This is a genomic window from Kutzneria sp. NPDC052558, from assembly GCF_044547355.1.
GTDB lineage: Bacteria > Actinomycetota > Actinomycetes > Mycobacteriales > Pseudonocardiaceae > Kutzneria.
The window spans coordinates 15,915-33,788 of the sequence record NZ_JBIUAG010000025.1; the positions used below are offsets into that span (position 1 = coordinate 15,915).

At 71.0% G+C, this 17,874-nt stretch carries 16 protein-coding genes; 4 read left to right on the forward strand and 12 right to left on the reverse strand.

The window, feature by feature from the left end; genetic code table 11:
* Positions 1 to 39: 39 nt before the first annotated feature.
* The 7 genes from ACIG5F_RS34885 to ACIG5F_RS34915 form a co-directional block, all read right to left on the reverse strand.
* Complete coding sequence (locus tag ACIG5F_RS34885; protein ID WP_396524212.1) at positions 40 to 318, reverse strand: hypothetical protein; 279 nt, start codon at positions 316 to 318, stop codon at positions 40 to 42.
* Positions 318 to 719: a DUF948 domain-containing protein gene (locus ACIG5F_RS34890; RefSeq protein WP_396524213.1), complete on the reverse strand. Its 402-nt coding sequence runs from the start codon at positions 717 to 719 to the stop codon at positions 318 to 320. The genes ACIG5F_RS34885 and ACIG5F_RS34890 overlap by 1 nt, the downstream gene beginning before the upstream one ends.
* Positions 720 to 1,064: 345 nt before the next feature.
* Positions 1,065 to 1,946 (reverse strand): sucrase ferredoxin, encoded by an 882-nt coding sequence (locus tag ACIG5F_RS34895; RefSeq protein WP_396524215.1) that lies wholly within the window; start codon positions 1,944 to 1,946, stop codon positions 1,065 to 1,067.
* Between the two features lie 61 nt (positions 1,947 to 2,007).
* Positions 2,008 to 3,198: a cupin domain-containing protein gene (locus ACIG5F_RS34900; protein WP_396524216.1), complete on the reverse strand. Its 1,191-nt coding sequence runs from the start codon at positions 3,196 to 3,198 to the stop codon at positions 2,008 to 2,010.
* Positions 3,199 to 3,396: 198 nt separating this feature from the next.
* Positions 3,397 to 3,873 (reverse strand): hypothetical protein, encoded by a 477-nt coding sequence (locus ACIG5F_RS34905; RefSeq protein ID WP_396524217.1) that lies wholly within the window; start codon positions 3,871 to 3,873, stop codon positions 3,397 to 3,399.
* Positions 3,874 to 3,930: 57 nt separating this feature from the next.
* On the reverse strand, positions 3,931 to 4,776 hold the full coding sequence (locus ACIG5F_RS34910) for a S41 family peptidase (RefSeq protein WP_396524218.1): 846 nt from the start codon (positions 4,774 to 4,776) through the stop codon (positions 3,931 to 3,933).
* Positions 4,777 to 4,819: 43 nt separating this feature from the next.
* On the reverse strand, positions 4,820 to 6,403 hold the full coding sequence (locus ACIG5F_RS34915; RefSeq protein WP_396524219.1) for a purple acid phosphatase family protein: 1,584 nt from the start codon (positions 6,401 to 6,403) through the stop codon (positions 4,820 to 4,822).
* 110 nt (positions 6,404 to 6,513) lie between these two features.
* On the opposite strand from ACIG5F_RS34915, the gene ACIG5F_RS34920 reads away from it, so the two are divergent.
* Complete coding sequence (locus ACIG5F_RS34920) at positions 6,514 to 7,260, forward strand: EI24 domain-containing protein (protein ID WP_396524220.1); 747 nt, start codon at positions 6,514 to 6,516, stop codon at positions 7,258 to 7,260.
* Between the two features lie 71 nt (positions 7,261 to 7,331).
* Complete coding sequence (locus tag ACIG5F_RS34925) at positions 7,332 to 8,318, forward strand: alpha/beta hydrolase (RefSeq protein ID WP_396524221.1); 987 nt, start codon at positions 7,332 to 7,334, stop codon at positions 8,316 to 8,318.
* 86 nt (positions 8,319 to 8,404) lie between these two features.
* Here the strand turns inward: ACIG5F_RS34925 and ACIG5F_RS34930 are convergent, their stop codons facing one another.
* The gene (locus ACIG5F_RS34930) at positions 8,405 to 9,760 is read right to left on the reverse strand and encodes a replication-associated recombination protein A (RefSeq protein ID WP_396524222.1); all 1,356 of its coding nucleotides are present in this window, start codon (positions 9,758 to 9,760) and stop codon (positions 8,405 to 8,407) included.
* A 45-nt stretch (positions 9,761 to 9,805) separates the two neighbouring features.
* Between ACIG5F_RS34930 and ACIG5F_RS34935 the strand changes: the two genes are divergently transcribed.
* Entirely contained in the window at positions 9,806 to 10,423 is a 618-nt protein-coding gene (locus tag ACIG5F_RS34935) for a uridine kinase (RefSeq protein WP_396524223.1), read from the forward strand.
* Here ACIG5F_RS34935 and ACIG5F_RS34940 read toward each other — a convergent pair.
* The 4 genes from ACIG5F_RS34940 to ACIG5F_RS34955 form a co-directional block, all read right to left on the reverse strand.
* Positions 10,420 to 11,568: a JmjC domain-containing protein gene (locus tag ACIG5F_RS34940; RefSeq protein WP_396524224.1), complete on the reverse strand. Its 1,149-nt coding sequence runs from the start codon at positions 11,566 to 11,568 to the stop codon at positions 10,420 to 10,422. The genes ACIG5F_RS34935 and ACIG5F_RS34940 overlap by 4 nt on opposite strands.
* A 6-nt stretch (positions 11,569 to 11,574) precedes the next feature.
* Positions 11,575 to 11,697: a hypothetical protein gene (locus ACIG5F_RS34945; RefSeq protein ID WP_396524225.1), complete on the reverse strand. Its 123-nt coding sequence runs from the start codon at positions 11,695 to 11,697 to the stop codon at positions 11,575 to 11,577.
* A 263-nt stretch (positions 11,698 to 11,960) separates the two neighbouring features.
* Positions 11,961 to 12,362, reverse strand: a complete 402-nt coding sequence (locus tag ACIG5F_RS34950; protein WP_396524226.1) for a RidA family protein — start codon at positions 12,360 to 12,362, stop codon at positions 11,961 to 11,963.
* Between the two features lie 48 nt (positions 12,363 to 12,410).
* Complete coding sequence (locus tag ACIG5F_RS34955; protein WP_396524227.1) at positions 12,411 to 13,928, reverse strand: long-chain-fatty-acid--CoA ligase; 1,518 nt, start codon at positions 13,926 to 13,928, stop codon at positions 12,411 to 12,413.
* 163 nt (positions 13,929 to 14,091) lie between these two features.
* Between ACIG5F_RS34955 and ACIG5F_RS34960 the strand changes: the two genes are divergently transcribed.
* Positions 14,092 to 17,844: a helix-turn-helix domain-containing protein gene (locus ACIG5F_RS34960; protein WP_396524228.1), complete on the forward strand. Its 3,753-nt coding sequence runs from the start codon at positions 14,092 to 14,094 to the stop codon at positions 17,842 to 17,844.
* Positions 17,845 to 17,874: the final 30 nt, after the last annotated feature.

The window sequence follows — 17,874 nt, forward strand, 5'->3', positions numbered from 1 at the left end:
GATGTCAGGTGAAGGTGGGCGCGGAACGGCGGGCGGGGACTACTTGCCGCCCGCCCTGCGCGCTCGCGCCTCGGCGCTACGCGAGTAGCTGTAGCCGGTCTTCGCCTGCACCTCGCGGGCCAGCTCGTCCTCGCGCTCGCTCATGCCGGCCCGCACGTCGGCCCCGAAGGTGCCGATGGCGCCGGCCATCTCGCGCATGGCGTCACCCAGGTTCTCGGCCACGCCGGCCGGGGTGGCCTTGAAGGTCATACCAGCGACTTTACGCGTCACCACGACGCCGGCGGCGACGCCGAGGCCGAGCCAGAACAGTCGTCGCATCATCGCCTCCCACGCCTGGGTCGCCGGTTCTCCTTGGCCGCCGTCTTCGCGCGGCGGGCACGCACAGCCTTGCTGATCCCGTAGGAAAGCGCAGCCGCTTTCACCAGCGGGCCGCCCAGCGTCGCGGTGAACAGCGACGTGAGCGCCGAGACGTTGCCGCTGACCGCGCGGGCGTTGGCGGTGATGCCGTCCACCCGCTCCAGCTGGGTGTTGACGTGGGTCAGCGTGGTGTTCGCCTCGACGAACAGCGGCTCGCTGTTCTCGTGCGCCTTGCGGATCGCCTTGGTCGCCTCGTCCAGCGTGCGCCCGAGCTTGACCAGCACGATCACCAACACGACCACCACCACCAGCACGATGACGACGGCGGCCACCACCAGCGCGGTGATCCACTCCGGTGACACGGATCCTCCTAGGCGAGACTTGGGGTGGACGCCACCTTATCGCCCGGCATTTTCCCCACCCACCCCGACCAGCCCTCCCACCCCCAGAAGTTGATCTTGCCTGCTGATGATGCCAGGAAAGGCCCGATACTGGCGCTGGACGCAGTGAAAGGCCCGTTACTGGCGCTCGGTGCAGTGAAAGGGATGTCTTTCCTGGCGTTGGGGGACGTCATGAAGGGCCCCATGCTGACGTTGAACGCCAGGATCGGTCCCTTGATCTTGCCTGCCGGCGGCCCGAAGTGTCGGAAGGCGGCTTTCCTCCACTCGGAGTGGAGGAAAGCCGCCTTCCAAGCGGTGAAGGTGCGGTCAGACGGTGGCCAGGAGGCGGGGGGTGTCGGCGTGGAAGCCGGTGGGGGCGACGCGGCCGGCGCAGCGGCTGGAGCCGGCACGGTCGGCGGCCTCCTTGCCGATGGTCACCTCGTACACCCCGAACGGGCAGCGAACGGTCACCGTTCGGGTGTCATCGGCGTTGAGCCGCTCACCGGTGGCGACGGCGTCGTCGAGGCCGCGCAGGCCGGCGTGCCGGCGGACGACGATCTCGGCGTACTGGGTCCACTGGGTCGGCGATGCGGTGCGGCCGCGCAGCTGCTCCAGCTGCACCTGCCCCTTCAACGCGTCCTTGGCCACCAGCACGGCCTCGGCCGGGGTGAGCTGCCCGTGCAGGAAGCCGTCGGGCACGACGAGCAGGTTGCCGGCCCAGCGGTCGCCACCCACATGGCTGACCTCCCACGACAGGCCGGGGTGGTTCTCGGCCAGCGCGGCGGCGACGGGGCGGCCGAGCACGGCGCAGCACATGTCCTTGGCCCCATGGGTGCAGGCCAGGAACAGCGGGGTGGAGACCGGCTCGCCATGGCCGGGGCGACCGTCGACGACGGCCTCCAGGTCGATGGCGGCCAGCTCCGAGAGGTCGTTGATCACGAGACGTTCCAGCCAGCGGGCCCCGGGCACACCGCTGGCGACGAAGACCGTCCGTGTCGCCTGCTGGTCGCGCTGGTGCCGGCCGGGGGTGCGGATGAGCAGCGGGCGCAGGCCACGGGCCCGCAGCTGCTCCATCCGCCCCGCCGGAAAGGCCTTGCCCAACACGGTCTCCAACGCGTCGGCCGGCCACGGCCCGGGCTGCTCGATGAGCAGCCACGAGGTCATCAGGGCCGCGGTCCCGGCCGGGTTGCCACCGAGCAGCCTGGTCACGAAGGCACAGCCTCGTGCGGCATCCTCGGAAGTTACCTTAGGCATACCTAACTCTACACCGTTAGAGCGGAGACAGCACCCCGTGGGTGACCAACTCGCCCAGGAGTGCCCGAACCGTCCCCCGATCGAGGGTCGGCGCGCCGACCTCGACCAAAGTCTTGACGGACAACGGCTGCGCCGGCAGCAGCGCCTCCAGGATCGGAGCGGCGGCGGCCGCGAAGACCAGGCGTTTCCCGGCCGCCGACAGCGCGACCGTGGCCTCCGTCCGCTCCAGCACGGCCCGCGGCGCGACCAGCAGCACCTCCGCCTCGTCGCCCTCGGGCAGCAGGCCCGGGGTCGCCGTGAACGGCAGGCCGAGCCGGCTGTGCACGGGGGCCTGGGCGTCGCGGTCGGTCAGGAACCGGTCCACCACGTCGTCGGTCAGCCGCGCGACCAGCTTCTCCCGCAGCTGACGAGCCCGGTCGAGACGGTCCTCGGCCGACCCGAAACGCGGCAGGTCGGAGCGGAACAGCTCGTCCACCCGCAGCTGGTCGGCCAGCCAGGCCACCAGGTCCACGCCGGTCGCCCGGTTGAAGCCGATGGTCAGGTGCAGCGACTGCTCCCCGATAGCCGACACGTCGTGCCAGTGCCCGCGCGGCAGGTACAGCACGTCGCCGTCTTCCATCATGAAGTCGTCGATCGGCTCGCCCTCGGGGCGGGTCGGCAACTCGGTGTCCCGCTGCAACGGGAACGGGCGGCTCACGCCGTGCATGCGCCAGCGCTTGCGGCCGGCGATCTGGATGATGAACGCGTCGTGGTCGTCCCAGTGCACGTCGAAGCCGTGCGTGGCGCCCCAGCCGGCGTACAGGTTGACCTGGATCTTCTCCCGCAGGTCGTGCTCGAGGCCGGCGGCCAGCTCCCCCACCGGATCGAACATCTCCTGCACGGAGTCCACGACCAGGGTGGCGCCGGCCCGCAGCCGCTCCGACAGCGGCGCGTTGAGCAGCCTGGGCACCTGCCCGTTGCGGCGGGTGTCGACCATCTCGGTGTACGTGTGCACGGGCACCACGTCGCCGTCCTGGGCCAGCCGCAGCCGCGGGAAGTCCAGCCGGTGCTGACGCAGCGCCCGGTTCAGGTCGGCCCAGGGCAGCAGCTGGGCGAACCGGCCGGCCTGGCCGGCGAACCGCCGGTGGGTCCGGCCCTGCACCGCGGCAAAGAACTGGCTGACCTCGATCGGTGCGACGAGGTCAGCCAGGGTGGGAATGCCGGTCACTCAGTCGTTGCCGTCGTTGTCGGCAACCGCGCCGTTGGCCTTGCCGCGGTCGACCGCGGACTCGAGGGCTTCGACGCTGATCAGCAGGCCGCTCTCCATAGGAACCTCCCAGTTAGGGGACCCTGACGCGCCCAACTTACGGGCTGGCGGCGGCACGGTCATCGGTCAAAGGGGTGGCGAGCCGATCACTGCCCGCAATCAGTGGCCCACGTCGATTACCAGGCGATTCGGCGCCGTGAGAGTGAAAACGTGCACGGTGGCCGTGTGTTTGAGGCCGAGGCCGACGCTGAGCACGTGCTCGAAGTCGCCGATGATCGCCACCGCCTGGACGTTGGTCAGCTGCGGGGTGGTGATGGTGCGCGGGCCGGTGTAGGTGGGGTTGCCGTTGTCGTCGTAGCTGGTGGCGCCCTGCATCACCAGCCGGACGAACGTGGCGCCGGGGATGGTCACCGGCCGGCCGCTCGGGTCGTAGTAGAGCTGGCTGGTGAAGTCGTAGCTGTAGGTCGGCAGGCTGGTCAAGTCGAGCACGACGCGGTCGTAGGTGTCGTGCGCGCCGACCCGGATGTTGGTCAAGCGTGCGGCGGTGTCGCTGGGGGCGGCGCTGGCCGACGGGGCGACGGCGACGAGCGCGAGCAGGGCGAGCAGCAAGGCCGCCAGCGACTTGGTTCTGATCATGGCCTCTCCCGGACAAGAAGGGCTAATCCGACACCCACAAGACGTCCCGCTCCCGCCTCAGTTGCCCGGCTCGGCCAGGAAGTTTCGGGCGAGTTTCAGGGCGTGGTCCAGGGCCTGCGCGGCCGGCAAGTCGACGTCCGGCGAGACCCCGACGGCCTCCCAGTTGGTGCCGGACCTGGGGTTGATCGACCGGGCCTCGGGAATCGTGAGGTAGAGGTTGTCGGCCAGCTCGTGCCAGTCGGTGGGATGCGCGCCACCCCGGGTGGTCTCGCCCACGACGGTGGCCCGGCCGGTCTGCTGGAGGTCGTAGGCCAGCTCCTCGCCGCCGGAGAAGGTGATGGCGCTGGTGAGCACCCAGATCGGCTTGCGGCCGCCGAACTTCCGGCCCGGCACGTAGGGCGGGGTCCAGAACTGGGCGGTGGTCCCGTCGGCCCGCTGGTAGATGTCGTTGACGTGCGTGGAGTCGTCGAACAGGTAGCCGCAGATCAGCGACACCATCGCCGGATCGCCGCCGCGGCACCGGCGCAGGTCGATGATCAGCGCGTCGGTGTCGGCCACCAGCGTCATCGCCGCGGCGGCGAGGTCGCCGTGGGTGGCGGGATCGCGCAGCCGGGTGTTCTCGACGTAGCCGATGTTGCCGTCCAGGACCTCCACCTTGTCGAAGCCGTGCCTCGGGTCCAGGGCCGGCGGCGGCCGGTGCTCGTGCAGGAGCCGGAAGTGCTTGTCCCCGTTGACCGACTGGAGGTCGGCGGTGACCGCCGCGGCGAACGCGTCGATATCGGTCAGGTGGTCGTAGTCGTTGGCGCGCAACACCTCCACGACCTTCTCGGCCACGTCGGGGAAGACGTAGTTCTCGGTGATCAGGTCGATGGCGGCGTCGATCAGCTCGCGTCGGGAGGCCATCCCGCCACGCTAGCCACGCGGCGGGACGGCTTCCTCCCATTTACTACAGATCGCCGAGGTCGCCGCCGAGGTCGAGGCCGATGCCGGCGTGCAGGCCGGCCCGGCGCTCGATGACGAAGCGGTCGATCTCCTGGCCGTGGTTGGTCACGCAGCGCACCGTGATCGTCGACTTGCCGCCGAAGAACGCGGGCTGCACGTCCAGCGCGATGAAGGCGTAGCCGGTGTAGCGGACCCGGGACCAGGCGACGGTCTCGGTGACCTTGGCGCCGCCCTTGGCCCAGTAGTACGAAGGCACCTCGCGCAGCGGGATCTCGTGGCCGGCGTAGCTGTCGGGCGCCGGGAACGCGTACAGGCTGCGGCCGGCAGACCCGCAGGTGGCGTAGACGGTGCCGTCGCGGTCGGGCCGCACGATGCCGCCGATGGGCACCTCGGTCTTGACCTGGCCGGCGCGCATGGCGTCGCTGCGCTCGTAGACGTGGTTGTGGCCGTTGATGACCAGGTCCACCTCGTACCGGTCGAACAGCGGCGTCCACTGGTCGCGCACGCCGCCCTCGGAGGCGTGGTTCTTGGTCGTGGAGTAGGCGCAGTGGTGGAAGAACACCACGATGAAGTCCACGTCCGGCTGCGAACGCAGGTAGGCCAGGCGGCGCTTGAGCCACGCGGTCTGGCTGCCCTGGCTGTAGCCCAGGTTGTGCGGGATCTCGTTGGACACGTCGTTGGCGTCCAGGGAGATCACGCCGACGTTGCCGTAGATGAAGGAGTACACCGTCGGGCAGGACGCCGGGCCGTTGCCGGGGAAGTCCCAGCGCGCGGTCTGGCCGCCGTAGCCGTTGTCGGTGTAGAGCGCCTCCATGTCGTGGTTGCCGGTGGCGACCATCCACGGCACCTTGGACGCGACCGGCTCGATCTGGGTCAGGTAGGCGTCCCAGACCTTCGGGTCGAAGGTGTCGTGGTCGGCGTCCGGCTTGCCGCCGATCGGCTTGCCGGCGCCGTTCGGGTCGGCGTAGGCGATGTCGCCGGCCAGCAGGTGGAACACCGGGTTCTGCTGCGCCACGACGCCGTTCTCGGCCAGCGCGTCGGTGCTGACGCCCTGGTCGCCGAAGGCGGTGAAGGTGAACGGGCGGGTCGGCAGCCAGCGGGCCGGGGCGGTGCGGAAGGTGCTGACGGCGGTGCCGTCGAAGCCCTCGTGGCCGACCGAGTAGTAGTAGGTCCGGCCCGGGTGCAGGCCGCACAGGTCGGCGTGCAGGTAGTACTGGTCGTACGGCGCGATCACGCCGGGGACCTCGGAGTGCAGGGCCCGGACCTCGGCCGGGATGCGCTGGGACAGGTGCTTGGGGTCGGCGCCCACGCGCACGAACGGCTTGCGCACCGGGGTCGGCACCTGCCAGCCGACCCGCATCTCGGTGCGCGGGTTGCGGCCGAAGGCCAGGTGGCGGGCGGTCGGGGTGACCTGACTGCCCTCGGCGTAGGCGATGCCGGGCAGGAAGGCCGGGCCGGCGGCGACCGCCGCGCCGACCAGCAGGCCGCCCCGCAGCACACTGCGGCGAGACCTCAGGTAGTCGTGCTGTTCGGCCATGGACAGCCGGTTGGCCAACGCCTCCGGCACACCGGTTCTCGGGATCTCCATGGGCGCACATGCTTGGTAACGCACATGTACGGCCGGCGTACGCAAAGTGAACAAACGGGAGAAATTCGGACAGGTTTCCCCTTTAGGTCAACGGGCTATCCTTCCGCCTGATGATCAGGGACTTCTTCGCGGGCGTCGGCCTGCTGCTGCGGGGCTTCGGCATCGTCTTGCGGACGCCCCGCCTTCTGCTGCTCGGCGCGCTGCCGGCCGTGCTGACCGGCGGCCTGCTGCTCGCGCTGGTGATCGTGCTGGCGATCTTCGCGCCGGACCTGATCACGTGGGCCACCCCGTTCCTGGACGGCTGGGACCCCACCTACCGCGCGCTGGTGCGCGACCTGATCGGCGTGGCCCTGGTGGTGGCGGTGATCTTCTTCGGGCTGCTGCTGTTCGCCGCGGTCACGCTGGCCGTCGGCGCGCCGTTCTACGAGGCGATCGCCAACCGGGTGGAGAACCAGCTGGGCGGCGTGTCGACCGAGCACGACACCCCGTGGTGGACCGACACCCTGGACAACGCCAAGGTGGTCGGGGCGTCGGCGCTGCTGTCGGTCCCGATGTTCCTCATCGACCTGGTGCCGGGCATCGGCGAGGTCGCCGGGCCGATCATCGGCGTGTGCGTGAGCGCGTGGCTGTTCGGACTGGAGCTCAGCGTCGTGCCCTTCTCGCGGCGGGGCCTGCCGCTGGCCGCGCGCCGGCACGTGCTGGGGCAGCGGCGGGCGATGGCGTTCGGCTTCGCGCTGCCGGCCTACCTGCTGTGCCTGGTGCCGCTGTTGGCGCTGGTCGTGATGCCGGCCGCCACCGCGGGCGGCACCCTGCTGGCCCACCGGCTGCTGGAGGAACAGGCACAGGCTCGTTCCTGATTCGGCCGTTCGGCGTCGGAAAGGCTTTTCCAGGCCTAGGATGATCTTTCCTTCCGGGGAAGGGGCCTGCGATGCGGTGGCGTGCCTTGATCACGCTGGCTCTGCTGCTCGGCCTCGCCCCGCCGGCCGCCGCCGCGACCGAGGACTGCCGGGACGTGTCGCTGCCGGTGCGGCTCGACGTCCTGTTACCGGCCCAGGTCCACGGCCGGCTGTGCCAACCGCCCGGCGGCTCCTCTCGGGTGCAGTTGCTCGTGCACGGCGCCACCTACGACTCGCGGTACTGGGACGAGCCGATCGGCGACTACTCGTACGTGCGGCGCGCGGTCGCGCACGGCTGGGCGACGTTGGCCATCGACCGCGTCGGCTACGGGCAGAGCACACCTGAACCCAGCGTCCTGCTCACTGCCACCACCCAGGCCCTCACCCTGCACCAGGTCATCGGCCAGTTACGCACCTCCGGTTTCGGGAAGGTGCTGCTGGTCGGGCATTCCGTCGGCAGCGCCGTCGCGCTCATCGAGACGTCCCTCTACAACGACGCCGACGCCCTCGCGCTGACCGGCATGACCCACCGCGTGTCGCCCGAGGAACTGACCGCCGCCTTGGCGTTCATGGTCCGACCGGTCACTCTGGACCCGAGCTCGCTGGCCACCGAATACGACCCCGGCTACCTCACCACCGTGCCCGGCCAGCGGGCCGCCCTGTTCTACGGGCCCGACCCCGATCCGGCGATGGTCGCCTACGACGAGGCCACCAAGGGCGTCGTCTCCTCCACCGAGATGGCCGACGCCATCGCCCTCGGCTTCACCCTGCCCATGTCCCTGGGCATCCGCCTGCCCGTGTACCTCGTCGTCGGCGGCCACGACGCCCTCTTCTGCGGCCATCTCCTCGCCGCCGACTGCTCGTCCGCATCGGCCCTGGCCGCCGAGGAGGCCCCCTACTTCGCCAACGCCTTGAGCTTCACCGCCGCCACCCTCCCCGACGCCGGCCACGACCTCAACCTCACCCCCGACGCCCCCCTCTACGAAACCGCCCTAACCACCTGGGCCGACACCCCCTGAACCCCTCACTGTCCCGCTTGGCGTCACACCGAACTGCTGAAACGGATTCATCAGTTCGGTGTGACTGTGGGCGGGACTCGCCGGGGTCACTCTTGCCCGCGGATCACTTTGCGCAGGCGGGTGACGCGCTCGGAGAGGGCGCGTTCGTTGCCGCGGTTGGTGGGGGCGTAGTAGTCGCGGCCGATGAGGTCGTCCGGCGGGTACTGCTGGGTCAGCACGCCCTCGGGCACGTCATGCGGATACCGGTACCCCTGGGCGTTGCCGAGCTTCTTGGCCCCGGCGTAGTGGCCGTCGCGCAGGTGCGGCGGGACGGTGCCGATCGCGCCCTTGCGCACGTCGGCCAGGGCGGAGTCGATGGCCACGATGGTGGCGTTGGACTTGGGCGCGGTGGCCAGGTGGATGGCCGCCTGGGCCAGATTGATGCGGGCCTCGGGCATGCCGATCAGCTGCACGGCCTGGGCGGCGGCCACGCACACCTGGATCGCCGTCGGGTCGGCCATGCCGACGTCCTCGCTGGCGTGCACCACCAGCCGCCGGGCGATGAACCGCGGGTCCTCCCCCGCCTCGATCATGCGGGCCAGGTAGTGCAGGGTGGCGTCCACGTCGGAGCCGCGGATGGACTTGATGAACGCGCTGATCACGTCGTAGTGCTGGTCGCCGTCGCGGTCGTAGCGCACGGCGGCCTTGTCGACGGTGGCCTCCAGGGTGGCCAGGTCGATCACGTCCGCGCCGGTGGACTGGGCCGACTCGGCCGCCGCCTCCAGCGCGGTCAGCGCCCGCCGGGCGTCGCCGCCGGCCAGCCGGACCAGGTGGTCCTCGGCCTCCGGCGACAGCGACGGCGAGCCGCCCAGCCCGCGCTCGTCGGTCACGGCCCGCCGCACGACCTCCCGCACGTCCTCGTCGGTGAGGGATTTCAGTTGCAGCACAAGGGATCGCGACAGCAGTGGGGAGACGACGGAGAAGTACGGGTTCTCGGTGGTGGCCGCCACCAGCAGCACGATCCGGTCCTCGACCGCGCCCAGCAGGGCGTCCTGCTGGGTCTTGGAGAAGCGGTGCACCTCGTCGATGAACAGCACGGTCGCCTCGCCGCTGCGGCCCAGCCGCCGACGGGCGTCGTTGATCACCTCACGGACTTCCTTCACGCCGGCCGACAGCGCCGACAGCGCCACGAACCGGCGGCCGGTGGCCTGCGAGACCAGCGTGGCCAGGGTCGTCTTGCCGGTGCCGGGCGGGCCGTACAGCATCACCGAGGCCGGGGCCGCGCCCTCCACCAGGCGGCGCAGCGGGGCGCCCGGGCCGAGCAGGTGGTCCTGGCCGACGACCTCGTCCAGCGACCGGGGACGCATCCGCACCGCCAGCGGCGCGTTGGCCGCCAGCTGCGCCTTGCTCCGCTCCTCGACGTCGGCGCCGAACAGCCCGCCGTCGTACAACCCGTCGCTCATAAGTTCGACGTTACAACGCCCGTCGGTGTGGGATACTCGTTACCCGTGCCGTCAGCTTCCGTTCATCCGCGCGTCGTGCTGCTGGCCGGTCCCTCGGGTTCCGGCAAGTCCACCCTCGCCGCCCACCTGGGCTGGCCCGTGCTGCGCCTGGACGACTTCTACCGCGAGGGCTCCGATCCGCTGCTGCCCCGCGACGCCTCCGGCCAGGTCGACTGGGACGACGAGAACGCCTGGAACACCGCCGAGGCCCTGGCCGCGGTGGTCGAGCTGGCCTGCACCGGCCAGGTCGACGCCCCCGTCTACGTGCTCGGCGAGGACCGTCGGGTCGGCTGTCACCGCATCGAACTCGGGGACTCCCCGCTGTTCTTCGCCGAGGGCCTGTTCGCCGACCGGCTCGTCAGCGGCTGCCGGGAGGCCGGCGTGCTGGCCGACGCCCTCGTGCTGGCCCCGCCGGCCGGCCTGACCTTCGTACGCCGCCTGGCCCGTGACGTCGCCGAACACCGCAAGCCCGTGCCGCTGCTGGTGCGGCGGGGCCTGCGGCTGTGGCGGGAGCAGCCGGCGGTGGTGCGCCGCTGCCTGGACGCCGGCATGCGCCGCACCACCCCTCACCGGGCCATGGTCGACCTGGCCGGCCACACCACCGCGACCGCGTCCGCCGCCTAGCGCCGGGCCAGCTGGGTCCGCACCAGCGTGCGGGCCAGCTCCTGCGCGCTCTGCTTGGACAGCCCCGGGGCCGCCCGCAGCAGATCGCCCGCGTCGAACGCCGCGCCCGTGGCCAGGGCGTTCACCCAACGACAGGCCGGCACGAACTCCGAGCTCAGGTTCAGCGTCGTCGTCCGGTTGCCGTGCCCGCGATACGTGGTCACCTCGATCCGGGCCGTCTTCCCGTCGTCGGCGGCGATCCCCAACGCCGCCTGGCCGGCCCGTTCCAACGGTTCGTTCAGGTCCACCGGCCCGTCGTCGACCGGCGTCCGGCCAAGATCCCTCGGGTCGAGCCGCCCGATCGCCGTCCGCAGGACCTGCAACGCCTGCTCGTCCAGTTCGGGACGGTAGGCGTTCTCCCGCCAGTACAGGTCTCGCGCCAGCTCGTTGCGCACGACCGCGAGCACCGCGTCCAATCGGGACGGTGAGACGCACTGCAGGTGCAGGGACATCGAGTCACGGTCGGAGAACGTCGAGTGCCAGTACCCGCGCGGCACGTGCAGCACCGCGCCGGGGTCGAGGGTGAACTCCAGCGCCCCGTCGGGCATCTCCTTCGGCGTGACGCCCTCCGCGTACATCCGCAGCGACGCCGGCACCTTTTCTCCGACGCCCCAAGGTTGCTTGGGACCCGGCGCGAACTCGTTGGGCGCGATCCGCCAGGTCTTCCGTCCCCGCAACTGGATCGTCGTGACGTCCACGGTGTCGAAGTGGGTGGTGGTGACCGCGCTCGGCCGGTTGCAGAACAGCTCCACCTTGGCCGCGTTCGACGGCAGGCCGAAGTAGGCCGTGGCCTCCAGTTCGAGCTGGTGGAACTTCGCGATCTCGGTCAGGTAGACGGTCGTGCCGCCGGCGTAGATCTTGGCCGCGCTCTCCGCCGGGATCTTCGCCGCCGTGTGCTTGCCGTCCAGCCGCTGGAACCAGGCATACATCGTCGAGTCGCTCAGCTGGAAGACATCCTCCACGCTGTTCACGCCGATCGCCCGCATCGCCGCGTCCGCCCGCTCCTGGGACGCCGGCACGAACAACGGCTCGCGGCCGACCTCGCCCGCCCCGAAGTCCTCGATGCCCAGCGACCGGAACCAGTGCTCGAACCCGAGTGTGGTCATCCCGCCTCACTCCTCCCGGCGGAGCCCGCCAAGGGCCCGCTCATGGAGGAATTCCTCAATCCCGCCGTCACTGTCCACAACGGACACTTCGGCGATGACCAGGTCCTCGTTCACGGTGGTGTCCGCCATGTCGCCCTCCCTCACTCGCCTCGGCTGATAAGGCCGTTGATCGCGCGCTCGTCGAGGAATTCCTCAACGCCGCCAATGGATTCCTCGACGGTGACTTCTTCGATGATCGGCTCTGCCGCCATGGCGACCTCCTCAGGCCCGGTGGTGGTCGGACCGTAACCACGGGGTTCTCAACCGGTCAACGGCGGACAAGACGGCCGCCCGATCGGGCGGCCGTTCAGGCGGAAACCGGCCCCTACGCTGGCGCGGGGCGCAGTGGCCGACTAGGCGGGAATCGCCGCCACGGCGGTGATCTCCACCAGCTGGCCGGGGTAGCCGAGCATGCTGATGCCCAGCAGCGTCGAGCTGTGCGGGCCGGCCGACAGGCCGGAGGCGGTGACGACGTCCCAGACGGTGGTGAGATCGGAGGGCTGGTCGGCGACGACGTACACCGTGGTGTTGACAACGTGCTCCAGGTCGGCGCCGGCCTGGCGGAGTTGCTCGCGGAGGTTGGCCAGCACCTGCTCGGCCTGCCGGACCCGGTCGCCCGGGCCGACCAGCTGGCCGTCGGCGTCGAGGGGCACGCCGCCGGCGGTGAACACGAGGCGCTCCCCCGCCTCGACGACAACACTGTGCGAGTAGGCGGGCGGCGGGAAGAGCCCGGGAACGGTGCGGAAAGTGGACATGGCACCGGTTCTACCCCGTGCCCGGCCCGGAACCGCACCGGTTTTTCGCTACAGGGCCCGATCCGGCCAGTACGGCTGGCGCAGCACCTTCTTGAGGATCTTGCCGGTGGCGTTGCGCGGCATCTCGGTGACCACGTCGATGCTGCGTGGCACCTTGTAGCCGGCCAGGCGCTCGCGGGCGAAGGCGACGAGCTGCTCGGGGTCCACGGTGTGCCCGTCGGCCGGCTGCACGACGGCCTTGATCGACTCGCCCCAGCGGTCGTCGGGCACGCCGATCACGGCCACGTCGGCGACCGAGGGATGCTCGGCCAGCACCCGCTCCACCTCGGGCGAGTAGACGTTCTCGCCGCCGGTGATGATCATGTCCTTGACCCGGTCGACGATGTACACGTAGCCGCCCTCGTCGCGCCGGCCGACGTCGCCGGTGCGCAGCCAGCCGTCGGCGGTCAGCGTCTCGGCGGTGGCCTCGGGCTTGCCCAGGTAGCCGAGCATGGCTTGCGGCGTGCGGAACCACAGCTCGCCGACGGGGGCGTCGGCCAGCGTCACGGGGTCGACGATCCGCAGCTCGGCCTCGTCGACGGGCCGCCCGGCCGAGGCCAGCCGCTCGGGGTGCTCGGCGTCGCGGTGGTCGTCCGGGCTGAGCACGGTGATCGCCCCGGCCATCTCGGTCATGCCGTAGACCTGCACGAAGTCGGTGTTCGGCCACGCCGCCATGGCCGCCCGCAGCAGCGGCAGCGGCATCGGCGACGCCCCGTAGACCAGGCGCTTGAGCCGCCCGAACGCGCCGATCGCCGGCTGCCCGGCGGCCATCACCCCGGCCACGACGGCCGGCACCAGAAAGGCGTGCGTGCAGCCCTCGACGATCGCCCCGATCAGCGCCGGCCCGCCCGGCTCCCGCAGCAGCGTGGACGGAATGCCTTCGCGGAAACCGGAAATGGCGTAGCAGGTGCCGCCGACGTGGAACAGCGGCATGGCGACCAGGCTGCGCGAGCCGGGGCCGACGGGCATGGCCGACAGGGTGTTGCGGGAATGGGCGAGCACGTTGCCGTGGCTGAGGACCACGCCCTTGGGCCGGCCGGTGGTGCCCGAGCTGTACATGACCAGCGCGGGGTCCTCCTCCCGCACGTCGGCCTGGATGCCCACCGGCTCGGCGGCGGCGATCAGGTCCTCGTACCCGCTGAGCAGCACGAGTTCCGGCCCGTCGACGATGCCCTTGACGCCGGGCAGCAGGTCGTCGGCGACGAACAGGACCCGGGCGCCGGAGTCGCGCACGATGTAGTCCAGCTCGTCGGGGGCGAGCCGCCAGTTCAGCAGCGCGGTGGCCGCGCCGACCGACGCCGCGCCGAGCGTGACCTCAAGGCACGACAGGTTGTTCTTGTCCAGGTACGCCACCCGGTCGCCGCGCCCGATCCCGGCCGCCCGCAGCGCGCCGGCGACCTGCCGGATCCGGTCCCGCCACTGCGACCAGGTAAAGCTGCGACCCTCGTAACTGATCGCCTCGGCGTCGGGCGTCGCCTGCGCCCAGTGCTCGACCAAGTCCGGAAGCAGCCGCGCCTGTGCAGTCATGACGTGACTTTCGCACCACGGCCCCGAGCTGGCAATCGTGGACGCGCACATGGCCGCCAACAAAGGCCCGACCATTCAGCCGTGTCTGAAAAGTCCCATCCGGTGCGCCCGACGCCGGCAGAATGACCGGCCGACCGGATCGGACCGGCTGGGGGCTGGGGATATGCCGAGACAAGAGATTCTGGACGAGGGACCGCTGGGCGATTTCGCCGGGGCGCTGCGCCGGCTGCGCGACCAGGCCGGCAGTCCGACCTACCGTGAGCTGGCCAAACAGGCGCACTACGCGGCGTCGACGCTGGCCGAGGCGAGCGGCGGCCGCAAGCTGCCGAGCCTGGCCGTGACGCTGGCGTACGTGCGGGCCTGCGGCGGCGATGTCGACGAGTGGCAGGAACGCTGGCAGCGGGTGGCGGCGGAGCTGGCCGCACCGGAATCCTCCGACACCTGTCCCTATGTGGGTCTGGCGGCGTTCCGGCCGCAGGACGCGGAGTGGTTCTTCGGCCGGGAACGGCTGACCGAGGACCTGGTGGCCCGCGTCCGCGACGGTCGCTTCGTTGCGGTGTTCGGCGCGTCCGGCTCCGGCAAGTCCTCGCTGATCAGGTCGGGTCTGCTGCCCAGGCTCGCGGACACGCCGACGATCGTCTGCACGCCGGGGCCGCACCCGCTGGAGGAGTGCGCGGTCCGGCTGGCCGCCCTCACCGGCGCCTCCGCGCCCGTCTTGCACGAGGAGCTGCGCGACGACCCAACTGCCTTGCACCGGGCGGTGGTAGATGAACTCGTGCTGGTGGTGGACCAGTTCGAGGAGGTGTTCACGCTGTGCGAAAGCCCACCGGAGCGGGCCGCCTTCATCGCCGCCCTGCTGACCGCGGCGCGGGCCGAGGACAGCCGGATCCGGCTCGTGCTGGGCGTCCGCGCCGACTTCTACCCGCACTGCGCCGAGCATCCGGATCTGGTGGAAGCGTTGCGGGACGGGCAGTTGCTGGTCGGCCCGATGACCGCGGACGAGCTGCGGGCGGCGATCACCCAGCCGGCCGCGCACGCCGGCGGCACGGTCGAGGGTTCACTGCTGGCCCGGGTGATGGCCGACGCCACCGGGCAGTCCAACGTGCTGCCGATGGTGTCGCACGCCCTGCGGGAGACCTGGTTCCGCCGCCGCGGCACGACGCTCACGCTCGCCGGCTACGAGGCGTCGGGCGGCATCCAGCACGCGCTGGCCCGCACCGCCGAATCCGTCTACTCGCGACTCACGTCCGAGCAACAACGCTTGGTGCGCGGCATCTTCCTGCGCATGGTGTCGCCCGGCGACGGCACTCGGGACACCAAGCGCCGCATCGCCCGTGACGAACTCGAGTCCGGCTCGGAGGCCGTGCTGGAGCTGCTGGCGACAGCCCGCCTGGTCACGCTGGACGCCACCGGCGTGGAGATCACCCACGAGGCGCTGCTGCACGCCTGGCCACGTCTGCACGAGTGGATCAACAGCGACCGCGCCGGCCTGCGCATCCGCCAGCAGGTGACCACCGCGGCCACTGCGTGGCGGACCGAGGGCCGCGACCCGAGCGCCCTGTACCGGGGCAGCCGCCTGGCCGCCGCCCGCGAATGGGCCGCCGACGACCGGGAAGGCGTCACCTCGACGCCGCTGGTCCAGGAGTTCCTGACCGCCTCGGCACACCAGGCCAACCGCGCCGCCCGCCGGCTGCGGGTGGTGATCGCCGGGCTCGTGGCGCTGGTGCTGGTCGCGTCCAGCGCCGGCATCATCGCCTTCCAGCAACGGGACACCGCGCAGGCCGAGCTCAACGGCCGCGTCGGCATCCAGACCGCGTTGGAGGCCAAGCAGGTCGCCGCCAACAACACGTCGCTGGCCGCCCTGCTCGACCTCGCCGGCTACCGCAGCCAGCCCACCCCGCAGACCATCACCGACCTGCGGGACACCGAGAACGTGCCGATGTCCACGCCGCTGCCCGGCCACACCGGCAAGCTGCTGAGCGTCGCCTACCGGTTCGACGGCAAGGTCATGGCCACCGCCGCCAAGGACCACACCGTACGACTGTGGAACACCGCCGACCCCGGCCCGCTCGGCGCCCCGATCAAGCTGCCGGACAGCGTCAATTTCCTGGCCTACAGTCCCGACGGCAAGACCATCGCCACCGCCGACGGCGACAACGCCATCCGCCTGATCGACGTCGCCGACCCGGCGCATCCTCATGTCCTCGGGCCGTTGACCGGCCACACCAAGGCGCCGAACTCCGTTTCCTACGACCCGACCGGCCGGTACCTGGTCAGCGCCGCCGACGACGGCGCCATCCGGCTGTGGGACGTCGCCGATCCCGCGCACGCCCACGCGCTCGGCGATCCGGTGCCGGGCAACGACAAACAGGTCGACGCGGCGATCTACAGCCCGGACGGGCGGACCGTGGTCACCGTCGGCCACGACGGCCGGTTCCGGCTGATCAACGTGACCGATCCGCTGCACCCCGTGCCGTGGACCGATCCGGTGCTGGTAGATCCGGTGGGCCAGACCCGGGTGTACTCGGCGGCGTTCACCCACGACAGCCACCTGATGGCCATCGGCGGCGACGACTTCAAGGTCCGGCTGTACGACGTGACCGACCCCGCGCACCCGGCCCTGATCGGGCAGCCGCTGGTCGGACACATCAACACCGTGTTCGCGGTCGCGTTCGACCCCACCGGCCACATCCTGGCCAGCGGCGGCGCCGACCGGTCGGCCCGGCTGTGGGACGTCAGCGACCCGGCCAACCCGATCCAGCTGGGCCGCCCGCTGACCGGGCACTCCGCGTACATCTACGCCCTGGCCTTCAGTCCCGACGGGCAGTCGCTGGCCACCGCCAGCGCCGACACCACCGTGCGGCTGTGGCGGCTGCCGCAGACCACCCTGATCGGCCACGGCGCGTCGGTGTCCGGCGTGGCCTATCGGCCGGACGGCAAGGTGATGGCGACCTGCGGGGCCGACAACAAGATCAGGTTGTGGAGCATTTCGGACCCGTTGCATCCGTCCTTGATCACGACTCTTGCCGGGCACAGCAAGACGGTCCGGCGGGTGGAGTTCAGCGCCGACGGCCAGCTGCTGTCCAGCGCCAGCAGCGACTACACCGTCCGGCTGTGGGACGTCGCCGATCCTGTGCACGCCCATCAGCTGGGCGAGCCGCTGACCGAGGGCACCAACAACATGGAGCTGGGCGAGTTCAGCCCGGACGGCAAGACGCTGGTCACAGCCGGCAACGACGCCGTGATCCGCGTCTATGACCTGGCTGATCCGGCGAAACCGCGGCTGATGAAGTCCCTGACCGGACAGGCCAAGTTCGTCTACTGGCTCGACTACAGCGGCGACGGCGCGCTGCTGGCCAGCGCCGCCGCCGACGACACCGTGCGGCTGTGGGACATGCGCGATCCGACCTCGCCGGCGCTGCTCGGTTCGCTGACGGCCAACGCCAGCGGTGTGTTCGGCGTCGCCTTCAGCCCCGACAATCACACCATCGCCGTCGCCGGCTCGGACAGCTCCGTGCAGCTGTGGGACGTCTCCGATCCGCGCCGCCCGCGCCGGCTCGGCCTGCCCCTGTACGGCCACTCCAACTTCGTCTACTGGGTCGGCTTCAGCCCCGACGGCAAGACCCTGGCCAGCGGCTCCGGCGACTCGACGGTGCGGCTGTGGGACGTCGCCGACCCAGCCCATCCCAGCGAACTCGGCCAGCTCGTGTCGCACACCGGACAGGTGAACAACGGGGCGTTCAGCCCGGACGGCCAGTGGCTGGCCACCGCCAGCAACGACCACACCGTGCACCTCACGCCGATGAACGTGGACCAGGCCATCACCCGGATCTGCGCCACCACCGCCGGGAACCTGGACGCCCCGCAGTGGCAGCGCTACCTGCCCGACCTGCCGTTCACCCCGCCCTGTCGGTGACGTTCACTGTTCGCCGAAGCTTGTTCGGTT

Bases quoted from the DNA above. Each gene is read 5' to 3' on its own strand.
- ACIG5F_RS34945 (WP_396524225.1), bottom strand. From the start codon at position 11,697: ATGGCGGACACCACCGTGAACGAGGACCTGGTCATCGCCGAAGTGTCC.
- ACIG5F_RS34940 (WP_396524224.1), bottom strand. From the start codon at position 11,568: ATGACCACACTCGGGTTCGAGCACTGGTTCCGGTCGCTGGGCATCGAG.
- ACIG5F_RS34925 (WP_396524221.1), top strand. From the start codon at position 7,332: ATGCGGTGGCGTGCCTTGATCACGCTGGCTCTGCTGCTCGGCCTCGCC.
- ACIG5F_RS34950 (WP_396524226.1), bottom strand. From the start codon at position 12,362: ATGTCCACTTTCCGCACCGTTCCCGGGCTCTTCCCGCCGCCCGCCTAC.
- ACIG5F_RS34960 (WP_396524228.1), top strand. From the start codon at position 14,092: ATGCCGAGACAAGAGATTCTGGACGAGGGACCGCTGGGCGATTTCGCC.
- ACIG5F_RS34885 (WP_396524212.1), bottom strand. From the start codon at position 318: ATGCGACGACTGTTCTGGCTCGGCCTCGGCGTCGCCGCCGGCGTCGTG.
- ACIG5F_RS34955 (WP_396524227.1), bottom strand. From the start codon at position 13,928: ATGACTGCACAGGCGCGGCTGCTTCCGGACTTGGTCGAGCACTGGGCG.
- ACIG5F_RS34905 (WP_396524217.1), bottom strand. From the start codon at position 3,873: ATGATCAGAACCAAGTCGCTGGCGGCCTTGCTGCTCGCCCTGCTCGCG.
- ACIG5F_RS34930 (WP_396524222.1), bottom strand. From the start codon at position 9,760: ATGAGCGACGGGTTGTACGACGGCGGGCTGTTCGGCGCCGACGTCGAG.
- ACIG5F_RS34915 (WP_396524219.1), bottom strand. From the start codon at position 6,403: ATGGAGATCCCGAGAACCGGTGTGCCGGAGGCGTTGGCCAACCGGCTG.
- ACIG5F_RS34920 (WP_396524220.1), top strand. From the start codon at position 6,514: ATGATCAGGGACTTCTTCGCGGGCGTCGGCCTGCTGCTGCGGGGCTTC.
- ACIG5F_RS34910 (WP_396524218.1), bottom strand. From the start codon at position 4,776: ATGGCCTCCCGACGCGAGCTGATCGACGCCGCCATCGACCTGATCACC.